The organism is Nocardia salmonicida NBRC 13393 (genome assembly GCF_001613085.1).
Lineage (GTDB): Bacteria > Actinomycetota > Actinomycetes > Mycobacteriales > Mycobacteriaceae > Nocardia > Nocardia salmonicida.
Map to the genome: position 1 here is coordinate 19740 of NZ_BDBR01000046.1, position 13588 is coordinate 33327.

Consider the following 13588-nt stretch of genomic DNA (forward strand, 5'->3'; position numbering starts at 1 on the left):
CCCGGATGAGCGTGGAACCCAGTGCCGCAGGTCGCCCACCGCGCTTTCAGCCCACCGAGCACCTGGCCAGTGAGGCTGTCGCGGCTTTTGTCGACGGCGAACTGCGGATGAACGCCTATCTGCGTGCCGCCCAGCATCTTTCGGTCTGCCCCGAATGCGCGTCCGAGGTCGATGCCCAGCAGCAGGCGCGCATCGCGCTGCGCCGGGCCGCCGAGGTGGCGATTCCGCGCAGCCTGCACGACAGCCTCTCGCGCATTCCGCTGGCCGACCTCCCCGGCAACGCACCCGAACCGCAGCGCCGTAACGAGGCATTTCTCGGATTCATCACAGATTCCTTCACCGCGACCCGGTGGACAACGTGGCGGCGCAAGTAGAGTCTGCGACGTGACAGGCGAATCGACGAATTCCGGATCGGCCGACCACTCGGATTCGGGGGACAATCGGGGCACGCTGCGCCCTTCGGACGCACCGAGCCTCGGGCCGCGCCCGGTCTACCGGCCGCACATCGACAGCCACACCGCGCGCGCGTTCCGCCGCCCGAACGGCCAAGCCGGTTCGTTCGCACCGTACGACCCGCAGCGCGTGGCCGGAAAGGGCGCCGAGGAAGGCATCGTCGCCCGCCCGCCGGACGGCGTGCTCGCCGAGGCGTTCGCCCGGCCCGAGGGCTCCTCGGAGCTGTTGCAGCGCGAGCCCGGCGCCGACGAGTCGAAGACGGTCGTCGCGGGTCCGGTCGACCCGTGGCGTGATCCCGACGCGGCGGCCCGGCTCGGTGCGCCCGCCGTCGACACTCCCCCGCCTGCCCGGTTGCCCGTCGCGGACAAGCTGAGCGCTCGCGAGGTGCTGTTCGGTTCGCGGGTGGCGCCGAAGGCCCTGGCGATGCTGGCCGTACTGGCCCTCGGCATCGCCGTTGTGGGCGGACTGGTCGGGCGGGTCACCGCCGAGACCGCGTCCACGCTCACCTCACGCAAGGTGACCCTGGATCAGAGCGCGGGCGTCGAGACCCCGCACAGCCAGATCGCCGCGGTCGCCAATGCCGTACTGCCCTCGGTGGTCTCGATCCGGGCCACTGTCGGCGACAACGGCGCGACCGGTTCCGGCGTGGTGATCGACGGCGGCGGTTACGTCGTCACCAACAACCACGTGATCTCGATGGCCGCGACCGACAAGTCCAACCGGTCCGCCATCCAGGTCCAGTTCTCCGACGGCACCCGGGTGCCCGCGCAGATCGTCGGGCGCGATCCCAAGACCGACCTCGCGGTGCTCAAGGTCGAGGCCAAGAACCTGACGGTGGCCAATCTCGGCAAGTCCGCCGATGTGCAGGTCGGCGACGACGTGCTGGCGGTCGGTTCGCCACTCGGCCTGAGCAAGACCGTCACTTCCGGCATCGTCAGCGCCCTGCACCGGCCCGTGAAGCTCGCGGGCGAGGGCAGCGACACCAACGCGGTGATCGACGCCGTACAGACCGACGCGGCGATCAACCCGGGTAACTCCGGTGGCGCGCTGGTCGACATGCAGGGCCGCGTCATCGGTATCAACACCGCCATCCGCAGTGAGACCGGCGGTTCGGTGGGCCTCGGCTTCGCCATCCCGGTCGACGTGATGACCGCCGTCACCCAGACCCTGATCCGCGACGGCCAGATGCACCACCCGGTGATCGGCCTGAGCGCGCGCACCAAGACCGTCGCCAACGAGGTGATGAGCGGTGCCGCCGTCGCCGATGTGACGCCGGGCAGCCCCGCCGACAAGGCGGGCATCGTCGAGGGCGACGTGGTCGTGAAGATCGGCGACCGCGAGGTCACCGGGCCCGACGAACTGGTCGTCGCCGTGCAGTCGCGCAAGATCGGCGAAACGGTGAACGTGCAGTTGATCCGTGATGGCAGGCAGGTGGACGTGCCGGTCACCCTCGAATCCGACTGACCTGCGGACGCGCGCGCCGGGTAACCTGGAACCGTGTTCAGCAACATCGGGTGGAGCGAGATGATGATCCTGCTCGTCGCCGCCCTCGTGATCCTCGGTCCGGAGCGACTGCCCGGCGCCGTCCGCTGGACCACAGGCGCGCTGCGCCAGGCGCGTGACTACGCCAGCGGCGCCACCTCGCAGCTGAAACAGGAGCTCGGACCGGAGTTCGACGACCTGCGCAAGCCGCTCGCCGAGCTGAACGAGCTGCGTGGCATGAGCCCGAGGGCCGTGGTCACCAAGCACCTGCTGGGCGGTGACGATTCGGTGCTGCGCGATCTGGAGAGCGCGGTGCCCGACAAGAAGCAGCTGTTCGGCACCAGCAGCGGCATGCCTTCCACTCCGTCGGCCCCCCCGCCGCCGAAGTCGCTGGAGCGCAACGAGCGCCCCCCGGTCGACTACGACGCGACTTAGCTCGCCGAACACACCGCACGGTCGGCATTTGCTGCGAGATCGCGCTGAACGAACTCTGCGGCGGCGACCTCGCTTCTGTGTGATTTGCCGACAAACCGCCTCCGAGAGTGTTGTGTCGCAAGACAGTTCGATGTCAACCGTTATAGACACACAACGCTGTCGAGCTGTCTAGACTTCGCACATGTCGGCCGATGACGTGGCACGAGTTTTCGCGATCGAGGACAAGGTCGAGCGACTCAAAGCAGCCACCGACGGGGTGGCGGCTGCCCAGCAGACCATCAACGAACTAACCAGGATCCGGCGAGCCGTGATCCGAGAACTCCATGCCGACGGCTGGACGTTCGCCCGGATCGGCGCCGCCGCCGGACTGTCGCGTGCGCGTATTCACCAGGTGAGCACGCAGGGTCCCGTCCCCGAAGGTCTGTTCTTCGGCCACGGCACCTTGACCGTGCTCGCCCCCGAGGTCCGCTCCGGCCGACTCCTGGGCGCACCGGACCCACAGGCCGCGCAGCGTCTGGCCGAACTGCTGCGACAACTCGGCTTCGCGGCGAACGTCGAGACGTTCATGCCCGGCCGACCGATCGACCTCAATCGCGACGGGCTGGTGATTCTCGGCGGCCCCGAACTCTCGCCCAGCCTGCGCCAGCTGGTGGTGGCCGATCCGCGCCTGCGCCGGACCGTCACCAGGGCGGGCGATACCCGGCGCGGCATAGAGGACAGGGCCGCACGCCGCGTCTACCGGCCCGGCGGCACCGAACCGCACGACATCGCCTACCTGGCTCGGCTCCCCCGGCCCGACCGGCGCGGCAGCATCATGCTGATCGACGGCCTGCATCCGCCCGGCTCACTGGGTGCGATCCGATTGCTGGCGACCCGCTTGGCGACCCTGCACGAGCGTGCGAGCAGCCATTTGTTCTCGGTCCTCATCGCAGTCCGATACGACCGCGCCACCGGCGAACCCGTTGATGCGGATTTGCTCACCCCGGTTTACCGCCATGAAACAGACCCAAAGTTGGCTACGACCCGGGTTCGTCCGTAGACTGAACTAAACTCGCCGTGCTCAGTGATCTGCATCACTGTACTGTTATGGATCACAAGTCGCCCGCGATGGTTAGATTGCTAGCGAGTAACCGAGTGTGAGTAGGTGAGCATCACATGTTCTCGTCTCCAGAGGCCAGCGCATGCCGGGTTCTGCCCGTGCACGCGGCAGGCCATCCACGGCCCGTTCCGCCCTTCGACGCGGAGCCGACCACCGGCGACGTCATCGTCACCACCCATCGTGTGACCTACAGCGATCGTCTGAAGGTCTTCATCGGCCCGCACGAGGACGTGGACAGCTTCCTACGCCCGTTGCGCCGGATGGATGGGCATCAGCGCTACTCACTCGATCTGACCGTGCTACCCGAGCCGGTGCCCGCCACCGAGGTCACCACGACCGCGAGTTCGGCGCGCGGCGATCTCGCGCTCGGCTGCGCCGGTTCGGCGGACGCGATGACTCTGCAACTGCGCACGACCATCGATCACGTCACCCGGCGCTTCACCCTCGGGCTGCCCGGGAGTCGACTCGGCCTGCCGACGGTGTACCTCCCGCACGGCGACGAGGACACCTACGTCTACCCGGAAGAGGTGTTCACTGCCGACAACGCGGTGGAGATCTTCCGCGACTTCTTCCACGCCGGCGCGGTTCCCGCGGGTCTGCAGCAGCGCGAGATCCTCGACTGAGAGCTGCTCGCCGCGCGCGAAATGCTCGACGATAGCTAGGCTGGTCGAACGGTCACATGCCTCGATGGGTGACTGTGGAGAGGCCGGTGCGTGATGCGTGATCTCCTCGGACAGGTACTCGAACTGCTCGGTGATCAGGCCGTGGCACTGGCCAGGATCGTCGACCGGACCGGTGCGGGTCCGCGCGAAACCGGGGCCGCGATGGCGATGACGGGCGACGGTCGCGTGCTCGGTTCGCTGTCGGGCGGCTGCGTCGAGTCGGCGGTGCTCGCTGCCGCCGGCCAGGTTCTGCTCGACGGCCGGGCGAGCCTCGAGCGGTTCGCGGCCGCCGATGAACTCACGGTCGGCCTACCGTGCGGTGGCGAGATCGAAGTCTTCGTCGAACGCCTCGACCGCGACGATCTGCCCGTCCTGCGCGCCCTCCACTCCGCACTCGACGCGCACCATCCGATCGCCTACGCCACCACCCTCGAGTCGGCCCCCGACCGAAAACTCCTGCGCCCCGGCGACACCGCCCCATGGCGCGGCCTCGACCACGACGCCGCCGCCCTCCTCACCGCGGGCCACAACGGACTCATCGGAGCCCAGGACTGCACCCCCGCCCAGGCCGAACGCCCCCGCACCTTCGTCCAGGTCTTCCGCTCCCCCGCCCGGATGATCCTGGCCGGCGCCAACGACTACACCCGCGCCATGACCGTCGGCGCGGCGAATCTCGGCTACCACGTCACCGTCGTAGACGCCCGCGAAACCTTCACCACCCCAGCCCGTTTCCCGTCAGCCGACGAGGTGGTGATCGACTGGCCGCACCGCTACCTGGAGGCCGAACAGGTCGCGGGCCGCATCGACGACCGCACCGTCCTCTGCGTCCTCACCCACGACCCCAAGTTCGACGTCCCCCTCCTGGCCGCCGCACTCGGCCTCCCGGCCATAGCGTTCATCGGCGCTCTCGGTTCCCGCCGAGCTCACGCCGACCGCGCCGCCCGTCTTCGCGAAACCGGACTCCTCGACTCCGACATCGCCCGCGTCCGAAGCCCCCTCGGCCTCGACCTCGCCGCCCACACCCCCGAAGAAACCGCCATCTCCATCCTCGCCCAAATCCTCGCCACCCGAGGAAGCGCCACAGCCCGGCCCCTGGCAGAGCTGGACGGCCCGATCCACCGCCGCCCGGACTAGGTCCCGCTCGGCACTTCCTCCCCTGGACATCTGTTCATTCGTTCATAACTTCGATACAGTTTGTATCGAAGTTATGAAACAGATTGTCCGAAGGGAATGTTCGTGCGACCACCCGATCCGCGGACGGTGCGCAGCCGTGATGCCGCGCTCGTATCGGCGCGAGAGCTGTTGATAGAGCAGGGATTGGCCGGGCTGACGCATGGGGCCGTCGCGGCGCGCAGCGGGATCAGCCGAGCCACGCTGTACCGGCTCTGGCCGGAGCCCACCGATCTCGTCCGCGCCACGTTGACGCGCCACATCACTCTCGCGCAGCCACAGCCGACCGGGGATCTGCGAGCCGATCTGCTGACCGCGCTGACTGCCACGCGCGCGATGCTGCACGAACCGGCAACCGAGCAGGGCATGCGGGTGATGATCGAAAGGGCCGCTGTCGACGCGAAATTCGCGGAGGTGAAGGAGTCGCTGTACCGGTCGGGCACCCGGGCGGTGCGCACGACGCTGACCGAGGCCGTCACCCGCGGGGAACTCCCCGCCGAACTCGATATCGACCTCGCGGTCGATCAGCTGCACGGTCCCTTGTTCTTCCGGCGGCTCGTCGCCAATCGGACCTTCGACCTCGACTACGTGCGCGAGGTCCTCGACGACTTCCTGCGCGGCCGCACCTCGAAACCCGCACGCCAGCAAGGAACCCCGTGACATGACGAAAACCCTGTCCGCCCCACGCGTTCTCGCCGTACTCGTCGCGGTCATCACCGTATTCGGTGCTCTGCTGGCCGATTTCGTCATCCCCGCGGGCGCCGCTCAGCACCTGCGCAACGACGCCTGGCCGCCGCACGCGAAATTCCACGACGCCCAGTACATCGTCATGTCGATCCTGCTCGGCGTGCTGGCGCTGACATTGCTGCTGCGGCGCGATGGCGGCACCCGCTCGCGCCTGTGGACGGCCTGCGCGATCCTGGCTACGCCGTGGCTCGGCCTGCTGGCGGCAATGCTGTTCCCCGGCACCGCTGTTCACGATCCCGAGTTCGCCGACACCACGATCATCGGCCTGCACCCGCAGGTGCTGCTGGCAATGATCCTGCTGGCAGTGCTGACCACCGCCGTCGCGCTCAGCACCCGACGCCGGAACTGACACATCGGGCGCCGCTGCGGTCCACTGACCGAGGCGCCGCCCGATGTGGACGACTAGGCCGCGACTTGTTCGGGCCGAAGGGTTTTCATCGGCGGTCGGTCTTCGAGCGAGACCGCGGTGGAATGGGCGATGAATTCGCCTTCGATCAACGGGAACTGGGTCAGCGGAGCACCCGAGTCGGGGACTCCGCTGCGGCGCAGAGCGGTGCCGAGGATCTGGCGGCTCATCACGCCCAGGTCGGACAGCGGGCGGTTGCGGTGGGTGCGCACGCCCAGGTTCACCTGGGCGATGGCGTCCATGCCCATGTGGTCGTAGGTGTCGAGGAGCAGGCCGATCTCCACGCCGTAGCCGGGAGCGAACGGGACCGCGGTGAGGAGTTCGCGGGTGCCCGCGTATTCGCCGCCGAGCGGCTGGAGCACCTGCACCAGTTCGGGGCGAAGGGCGGCCAGCAGCGGACGGGCGACGAGTTCGGTGACTCGCCCGCCGCCGTTCGCGTCGACGGACTCGCCCTGACGCAGCGGACGGCGGTAATAGGCCTTGGACAGGTGCGTGCCCTGCATCATCAGCAGCGGGCCGAGGAGCTTGGGCACGAAGTCGGGGTCGGGGTCGATCAGGTCGGAGTCGACGAAGGCGATCAGATCGCCCGTGGTGACCGCCAGCGACCGCCACAGCACCTCGCCCTTGCCGGGGACCGGTTCGAGTTCGGGAACGGCTTCCTCACGTGAGATCACCTCGGCGCCCGCCGCGCGTGCGCGTTCGGCGGTGGCGTCGGTGGACCCGGAGTCCAGCACGATCAGTTCGTCGACGAGCGTGCCGAGCAGCGGCCGGATACTGGCTACGACCCCGGCGACGGTGTCCTGTTCGTTCAGCGCGGGCAGCACCACCGAAACGGTGCGGCCCTCCTTGGCGGCGACGAGCTCGCCGACCGTCCATTCAGGGGTGTCCCATGTGTGGGTAGTGGCCCAGGCGGGCTCGCGGTGTTGGATTTTCATGCCAGACCTCGCAGAGTTCGTGCGGGGGGCCGGATGCCCTGGATCGCGGCGATCATGTCCACGACCCGCCGGGTTTCGGCGACTTCGTGAACCCGGAAGATCCGAGCGCCCGCGGCGGCCGACCATGCGGTTGCCGCCAGTGTGCCCTCGACCCTTTCGGTAAGACCTACCCCTAGAGTCTCCCCGATAAAATCCTTGTTGCTCAGTGCCATCAGCACTGGCCATCCGGTATTTACAAGACCGTCGATTCCGCGCAACAACTCGAGCCCGTGATAGGTGTTTTTGCCGAAATCATGAGTGGGATCGATCACGATGCCATCGGCTCGCACGCCCGCGGACGCGGCATTCTCGGCCGCGGCGACGACGGTGGCGGTCACCTCGGCCACCACATCGGCGTAGCGAACACGATGCGGGCGCGTGCGCGGCACGGCGCCGCCGGTGTGGCTGCACACGATGCCCGCGCCCGTTTCGGCGGCGACGTGCACGAGATCGGGGTCGGCGCCGGCCCAGGTGTCGTTGATCAGGTCGGCGCCCACGGCGACCGCGGCCCGCGCGACGTCACCTCGCCAGGTGTCCACACTGATCAACAGGTCCGGATACTTCGCCCGGATCGCCGCGACGAACGGCACCACCCGCTGCGCTTCCTCGGCCGCGTCGACGGTGACTCCCGGCCCCGCCTTCACCCCGCCGATGTCGACCAGATCGGCGCCCTCGTCGACCGCGCGCGAGACGCGTTCCATCGCGGCCTCGTCGCTGAAGGTGGCGCCACGGTCGTAGAACGAGTCCGGCGTGCGATTCACGATCGCCATCACCAACGCGCGATCCGTCGCTACCTCGCGCCCACAGAAGGTGCGCTCGTCGCGCCTCCCCGGGATTTCCGCCGACGACTCGGGACCGCGACTGCTTGTGCTCCGGGCAGGCGGTTCGTTCTCTGGTCGGGGTCCGGGCGTACCCGACGAGTTACCGATGTTCATGCGAAATCAGACGTTACCTTGCTAGCGCGGGGCTCGACCGGCGGCGACGTCATCGGCGTATCCGTCGTAAGCCGGGATGTAGCCATCTGTCGGACCGGACAGCACATACAGCTGACCGTCCGCGTCGGGTGCGTATCCCTGCTTACGCAATTCCACCTTCCGGCTCTTGAATGTCGAGGTCTGCTCCAGTTCGGCGACCACGCGCACGTACAGCGGGACCGCGTATAAAGGCAGTCGCTGGTAGGCGGTCGCGGCCAGGGCCTTCCCGTCGAACGACGCGTCGTCGGCCAGCGTGATCGCCGCCATGCCCGCTTTTCCGTCGGTGCCGGGGATGTCGACGCCGTAGACAACGGCCTGATCGACGCGCTCGTCGTGCCCGAGGGCGCCCTCGACCTCCGTGGTCGCCACGTTCTCGCCCTTCCACCGGAAGGTGTCGCCGAGCCGGTCGACGAACGCGATATGCCAGAAATGCTGATCGCGGACGAGGTCGCCGGTGTCGAACCAGCAGTCGCCCTTCTTGAAGCCGTCGCGCACCAGCTTGGATTCCGACGCCTTCTTGTCGGTGTAGCCGTCGAACGGCTGACGGTTGTTCACCTTCGCCAGCAGCAGCCCCACCCCGCCGGACCGCACCCGGCGCAGCTTCCCATCGCGACCGCGCCGCGCGTGGCCGGTCTCGTCGTCGTACTCGACGACCGCGTACGGCAGCGGGCACAGTCCGGCGGTACGGTCGACGCCGAACGCGTTGACGAACGCCAGCGGCGCCTCGCTGGACCCGTAGAACTCGACCACCCGGCCGATCCCGAATCGGCGCCGGAACTCGTCCCACAGTTCGGGCCGCAACCCGTTGCCGACGGCCAGCCGGACCCGGTTGCCCTGCTCGCCTGACCGCACCGGCTGGTTGATCAGGTAGCGGCACAGCTCGCCGATGTAGATGAACGCGGTGGCCCGCTCGCGCGCGATCTCGTCCCAGAACCCCGACGCCGAGAACTTGCGGCTGAGCACATAGGTCGATTCGCCCGCGAGCACGGCCGACAGCGCGACCGTGAGCGCGTTGTTGTGATAGAGCGGCAGGCAGCAGTACAGGGCGTCGTCGGCACGCAACCGGACGCCGAGGCCGCCGAGCCCGGACATGCTCTTGGTCCAGCGCTGATGGGTCATCACGCTGGCCTTGGGCAGCCCGGTGGTGCCGGAGGTGAAGATGAGGAACGCCCGTTCCCCGGCCAGGACCCGCGCGCACGTTGCGGGGTCGGAATCGGTCGCGGTGCGGGCCGACTCGGCCAGCTCCTCGGCGGTGAGCACGTTCTCCGCCGGCTCGGGCAGCGAATCCAGCGCCTCGGCGCACTCCGCGCCGACGACATCGAGCACGCTGCCCAGCAGCCCGATGCTGTGTGCCAGCACCTGATCTCGCTGGTTGTAGTTGAGCAGCCCCACCGTGGCGCCGAGCTTGAGCACGGCCAGCACCGTGAACAGGATTTCGGGCCGGTTGGTCATCAGCACGCCGACCACGTCGCCGCGCGTCACCCCGCGCGCGGAAAGCACTGCGGCGTAACGGTTCACCTCGCTGTTGGCGGCGCGGTAGGTATAGGAACGGCCTTCGAAACGCAGGAACACCCGGTCGGGCCTGCGGTGGGCGACCCGCTGGAAATACAGCCCGATGGAGGCTTTGTCCTTGGGCCCCACCAGCATTCCGCGCGCGTTGCGCAGCATGCCGGGGGCGTCGAGCGCCATGGCGGGCAGGGCTTTGGCCAGGTCGAACATGCTTACCGTGTCGCGCGTGTCATTGCTCACGTCGATCTCTCCTACTGTGCGGGCGCGGCCGGTTCCAGCGCGGCGAACGCGGTGGGCAGGTCGGTGGCCACGATGAGTCGGTCACGTGCTGCCCGCGGCACAATGGTGCGCTCGGACAGTTCGTCGATCCAGTGGAAAAGGCCGTCGTAGAAGCCGTTCGCGTTCAGCAGGACAACGGGTTTGGTGTGTTCACCGAGGTAGCCGCCGGTCCAGGTCTCGAACAGTTCCTCGAGGGTCCCGATGCCGCCCGGCAGGGTGAGGAACGCGTCCGCGCGCGCTTCCATCAGCTGCTTGCGCTGGCGCATCGTGTCGGTGACGAGCAGTTCGTCGGCGTCGACATCGGCGACTTCCTTGTGCACCAGATGTTTCGGGATCACGCCGATGGTGTGCGCGCCACCGGCCCTGGCCGCGGTGGCGACCGCGCCCATCATCGATACATGACCACCACCGGAGACCAATTGCCAACCGCGACGCGCGATCTCGGTGCCGACGCGCGCGGCGAGGCTGATCAGGTGGGGATCGGTGGTGCTGGCGGAGCAGTAGACACACACGGAATAGCTCACCATTGGTCCTCGGTGCCGAGACGCTCGATGTTCGCGTGGTCGCCGGTTTCGCCCTGGATGATCCGCACGACCTCGTCGACGCTGTCGGTGAGCTGGATCAGGTCGAGGTCCTCGGGCGAGATCTTGCCCGAGCCCGCCAGGGAGCTGCGCAGCCAGTCGACGAGGCCGGACCAGTAGGCGGTGCCGAACAGAATGATCGGGAAGCGGGTGATCTTGCGGGTCTGCACCAGGGTGAGCGCCTCGAACAGCTCGTCCAGGGTCCCGAAACCGCCGGGCAGGCAGACGAAGGCCTGGGAGTACTTCACGAACATCGTCTTGCGGACGAAGAAGTACCGGAAGTTGATCCCCAGATCCACCCACTCGTTGAGCCCCTGCTCGAACGGCAGCTCGATCCCGAGCCCGATCGAGTAGCCGCCCCCTTCCGAGCAACCGCGGTTGGCCGCTTCCATCGCGCCGGGCCCGCCGCCGGTGATCACCGCGAAGCCCGCCCGACTGAGCGCCGCGCCGATCTCCCGGCCCGCCACGTACTCGGGGTGGTCAGGACCCGTACGCGCCGAGCCGAATACCGTCACCGCGGGCGGGATCTCCGCGAGCGCGCCGAAACCCTCGACGAACTCGGCCTGGATCCGCAGTACCCGCCACGGATCGGTGTGCACCCAGTCGCTGTCCTGCCGCGTATCGAGCAGGTTCCGGTCGGCGGTCCGCACACCGGGCTTGCGCTCCCGGCGGAACATCACCGGACCACGGAACTTCGGTTTGACCTTCCCAACCTGTTCATCAGCGGAATCGGTAGACATGACCCCAACCTACTGTGTTGGATTCCGGTCACGGGCGCGCGCTTCTGGATCGGCCGGGCCACGGCCATCCGCGTCCTCGATCGAGCCGAAGGATTTCCTGTGTCCCCTGCCGCCGCGGCACATTCCGGTCGCGTGCTCGTCGTACTCGTCGCCATGGCCGGTGCGCTGATCGCCGCGTTCGTTGTCGCTCCACGCCTGCTGGCGAACAGCGTCGAGGCCGGCTTCAGCGACGAGAACGATCTCCGACGAGCGTTCCGCGCGGCCTTCGTCGAGTATTGGCAGGCCGGGAACCGGGAGTTCACCGCCGACCTGGCGAAGGTGGTCGACTACTGGTACCGCTACCACCTCGTCAAAGCGGTACTCGCCGCGATTCTGCTGGCTGTGCTCGTCACTCTCACCGTGAAGCTCTGGCGGGCGTTCATGGCGGCGGGCCAGGCCGCGCTGGGCACACGGGTCGGTCTCGCGGTGTCCGGTGGTCTGGCCGCCGTGCTCGCGCTGTGCTCGCTGGTGCTGGTACTGGCCAATGTGCAGGGCGCGGTGACGCCCTTCGCGTCGCTGTTGCCGATGTTGCTGGGCGAGGACTCCGCCCCGACCGAGGTCATCACCCAGGTCGACCGCCGGTTGGCCGACGGCACCCGGGTACCCCCGCTGGAGGTGATGATCGACGAATTCGCTCGCTACCACGTGGCGATGGCCGCGCTCGCCGCCGTCACGGCCGTTCTCCTGCTCGGGGGGTGCGCCTTTCTGTGGCGCACATCCGTCCGGTCTCCCGATCGGCGCTCCCGCCGCGTCCTCGCCTGGTTCGGCGCCCTCTCGGCACTGTTCGCGCTGATCATGGTCGTCGTCGCGGTAGCCAACACCACCAACGCGTCGAACCCGGTCCCCGGCTTGGCCGCCCTGTTCACCAACGGTTGGTGAGCGCGAAGCTCGACGGGCGTCTCGGTCTACGGCTTGGACAGGTAGGTCCGCAGCATCGCGGTGACGGCGGTGATCTGGCTGAGCGGGACGTGCTCGTCGCGCTTGTGGGCGAGGTTGGGGTCGCCGGGGCCGAAGTTCACGGCGGGGATGCCGCGGGCGGCGAAGCGGGAGACGTCGGTCCAGCCGTACTTGGCGCGCACGCCGCCGCCACCGTGGGCGTTGACGGAGTCGATGAGGGTGCGGGCGGCGGGGGCGGTCAGGCCGGGCAGGGCGCCCGGTGAGGAGTCGGTGACCTCGAAGGCGACGTCGAGTCCGTCGAAGACCTCGCGGACATGCGCCACGGCCTGCTCGACGGTGCGGTCGGGGGCGAAACGGAAGTTCACATCCACCTCGGCGACATCGGGCACCACATTGCCCGCGACCCCGCCCGAGACCCGCACGGCCGACAGACCCTCGCGGTACACACAACCGTCGATATCGACCTCGCGCGCCTCGTAGGCCGACAACCGCGCCAGCACCGGAGCGAGACCGTGAATCGCGTTCTCCCCCAGCCATGCCCGTGCGGAATGCGCGCGCACACCCGCGGTGGTCAATCGCACCCGCAAGGTGCCCTGGCACCCCGCCTCGATCCAACCCGCCGACGGTTCACCGAGAATCGCCAAGTCGCCTTCGAGCCATTCCGGCAATTCACGCTCGATATGTCCGAGTCCGTTGAACTCCGCGGCGATCTCCTCGCCGTCGTAGAAGATCAGCGTCAAATCATGGGCCGGGTCGGCGATCGTGGCGGCCAGATGCAGGAATACCGCGTCGCCGGATTTCATATCGACTGTGCCACAACCGAACAGCACTGCTTCGCCGTCGACTCGATCCGGTCGGCTCGGCACATTGTTCGCGATCGGTACCGTATCGAGGTGGCCCGCCAGAATTACCCGTGTGGGCAATCCGCGCTGTGTGCGCGCCAGCACCACATTGCCGTGCCGCAGCACTTCGAACCCGGTGGTCTGCTCCCGGATCGCCTGCTCGACCAGGTCCGCGATCTTGGCCTCGTCGCGCGACACACTCGGCACGTCGACGAGGGCGGCAGTCAACTGGATGGGATCGGCAAGCAAATCGAGAGTCACATCTCGACAGTAGTACGGCCGAGCCCTCGATCCGCGGA

15 protein-coding genes are annotated in these 13588 nt (G+C 68.2%); 9 read left to right on the forward strand and 6 right to left on the reverse strand.

Annotated elements, in window-relative coordinates; all coding sequences use genetic code 11:
• Window positions 1–5 precede the first annotated feature (5 nt).
• The 8 genes from NS1_RS32135 to NS1_RS32170 all read left to right on the forward strand — a co-directional run bounded on the left by NS1_RS32135 (window position 6) and on the right by NS1_RS32170 (window position 6397).
• On the forward strand, window positions 6–374 hold the full coding sequence (locus NS1_RS32135) for a hypothetical protein (protein ID WP_062990595.1): 369 nt from the start codon (window positions 6–8) through the stop codon (window positions 372–374).
• Between the two features lie 10 nt (window positions 375–384).
• Window positions 385–1917 carry a S1C family serine protease gene (locus NS1_RS32140; protein ID WP_062990597.1) on the forward strand — a complete coding sequence of 511 codons (1533 nt, stop codon included), beginning with the start codon at window positions 385–387 and terminating at the stop codon, window positions 1915–1917.
• A 33-nt stretch (window positions 1918–1950) separates the two neighbouring features.
• On the forward strand, window positions 1951–2370 hold the full coding sequence (tatB, locus tag NS1_RS32145) for a Sec-independent protein translocase protein TatB (protein WP_062990599.1): 420 nt from the start codon (window positions 1951–1953) through the stop codon (window positions 2368–2370).
• Window positions 2371–2551: 181 nt separating this feature from the next.
• Window positions 2552–3409, forward strand: a complete 858-nt coding sequence (locus tag NS1_RS32150; protein WP_056813397.1) for a hypothetical protein — start codon at window positions 2552–2554, stop codon at window positions 3407–3409.
• Window positions 3410–3525: 116 nt separating this feature from the next.
• A complete protein-coding gene (locus NS1_RS32155; RefSeq protein WP_157125506.1) occupies window positions 3526–4092 on the forward strand; it encodes a hypothetical protein in 567 nt (188 codons plus the stop codon).
• 93 nt (window positions 4093–4185) lie between these two features.
• Window positions 4186–5265: an XdhC family protein gene (locus NS1_RS32160; protein WP_062990603.1), complete on the forward strand. Its 1080-nt coding sequence runs from the start codon at window positions 4186–4188 to the stop codon at window positions 5263–5265.
• A gap of 102 nt (window positions 5266–5367) precedes the next feature.
• Window positions 5368–5961 carry a TetR/AcrR family transcriptional regulator gene (locus NS1_RS32165; protein ID WP_062990671.1) on the forward strand — a complete coding sequence of 198 codons (594 nt, stop codon included), beginning with the start codon at window positions 5368–5370 and terminating at the stop codon, window positions 5959–5961.
• Window position 5962: 1 nt separating this feature from the next.
• Window positions 5963–6397: a DUF6640 family protein gene (locus NS1_RS32170; RefSeq protein WP_062990605.1), complete on the forward strand. Its 435-nt coding sequence runs from the start codon at window positions 5963–5965 to the stop codon at window positions 6395–6397.
• A 53-nt stretch (window positions 6398–6450) separates the two neighbouring features.
• Here NS1_RS32170 and NS1_RS32175 read toward each other — a convergent pair whose 3' ends face one another.
• The 5 genes from NS1_RS32175 to NS1_RS32195 are packed head-to-tail and all read right to left on the reverse strand — an operon-like array spanning window position 6451 to window position 11511.
• A complete protein-coding gene (locus NS1_RS32175) occupies window positions 6451–7389 on the reverse strand; it encodes a glucosyl-3-phosphoglycerate synthase (RefSeq protein ID WP_062990607.1) in 939 nt (312 codons plus the stop codon).
• Window positions 7386–8363, reverse strand: a complete 978-nt coding sequence (gene folP, locus NS1_RS32180) for a dihydropteroate synthase (protein ID WP_174562703.1) — start codon at window positions 8361–8363, stop codon at window positions 7386–7388. Before folP ends, NS1_RS32175 begins: the two co-directional genes overlap by 4 nt.
• Window positions 8364–8384: 21 nt before the next feature.
• Complete coding sequence (locus NS1_RS32185; protein WP_062990609.1) at window positions 8385–10151, reverse strand: long-chain-acyl-CoA synthetase; 1767 nt, start codon at window positions 10149–10151, stop codon at window positions 8385–8387.
• An 11-nt stretch (window positions 10152–10162) separates the two neighbouring features.
• Entirely contained in the window at window positions 10163–10717 is a 555-nt protein-coding gene (locus NS1_RS32190) for an LOG family protein (protein WP_062990612.1), read from the reverse strand.
• Entirely contained in the window at window positions 10711–11511 is an 801-nt protein-coding gene (locus NS1_RS32195) for an LOG family protein (RefSeq protein ID WP_056813420.1), read from the reverse strand. The genes NS1_RS32190 and NS1_RS32195 overlap by 7 nt, the downstream gene beginning before the upstream one ends.
• 99 nt (window positions 11512–11610) lie before the next feature.
• Here NS1_RS32195 and NS1_RS32200 point away from each other — a divergent pair, with 99 nt between their 5' ends.
• The gene (locus tag NS1_RS32200; RefSeq protein WP_218019994.1) at window positions 11611–12429 is read left to right on the forward strand and encodes a hypothetical protein; all 819 of its coding nucleotides are present in this window, start codon (window positions 11611–11613) and stop codon (window positions 12427–12429) included.
• Between the two features lie 26 nt (window positions 12430–12455).
• On the opposite strand, the gene dapE is transcribed toward NS1_RS32200, so the two are convergent.
• On the reverse strand, window positions 12456–13550 hold the full coding sequence (gene dapE / locus NS1_RS32205) for a succinyl-diaminopimelate desuccinylase (RefSeq protein ID WP_062990614.1): 1095 nt from the start codon (window positions 13548–13550) through the stop codon (window positions 12456–12458).
• Window positions 13551–13588 lie beyond the last annotated feature (38 nt).

Bases quoted from the DNA above. Each gene is read 5' to 3' on its own strand.
- NS1_RS32170 (WP_062990605.1), top strand. From the start codon at position 5,963: ATGACGAAAACCCTGTCCGCCCCACGCGTTCTCGCCGTACTCGTCGCG.
- NS1_RS32175 (WP_062990607.1), bottom strand. From the start codon at position 7,389: ATGAAAATCCAACACCGCGAGCCCGCCTGGGCCACTACCCACACATGG.
- NS1_RS32190 (WP_062990612.1), bottom strand. From the start codon at position 10,717: ATGGTGAGCTATTCCGTGTGTGTCTACTGCTCCGCCAGCACCACCGAT.
- NS1_RS32195 (WP_056813420.1), bottom strand. From the start codon at position 11,511: ATGTCTACCGATTCCGCTGATGAACAGGTTGGGAAGGTCAAACCGAAG.
- NS1_RS32135 (WP_062990595.1), top strand. From the start codon at position 6: ATGAGCGTGGAACCCAGTGCCGCAGGTCGCCCACCGCGCTTTCAGCCC.
- NS1_RS32150 (WP_056813397.1), top strand. From the start codon at position 2,552: ATGTCGGCCGATGACGTGGCACGAGTTTTCGCGATCGAGGACAAGGTC.
- folP (WP_174562703.1), bottom strand. From the start codon at position 8,363: ATGAACATCGGTAACTCGTCGGGTACGCCCGGACCCCGACCAGAGAAC.
- NS1_RS32160 (WP_062990603.1), top strand. From the start codon at position 4,186: ATGCGTGATCTCCTCGGACAGGTACTCGAACTGCTCGGTGATCAGGCC.
- NS1_RS32155 (WP_157125506.1), top strand. From the start codon at position 3,526: ATGTTCTCGTCTCCAGAGGCCAGCGCATGCCGGGTTCTGCCCGTGCAC.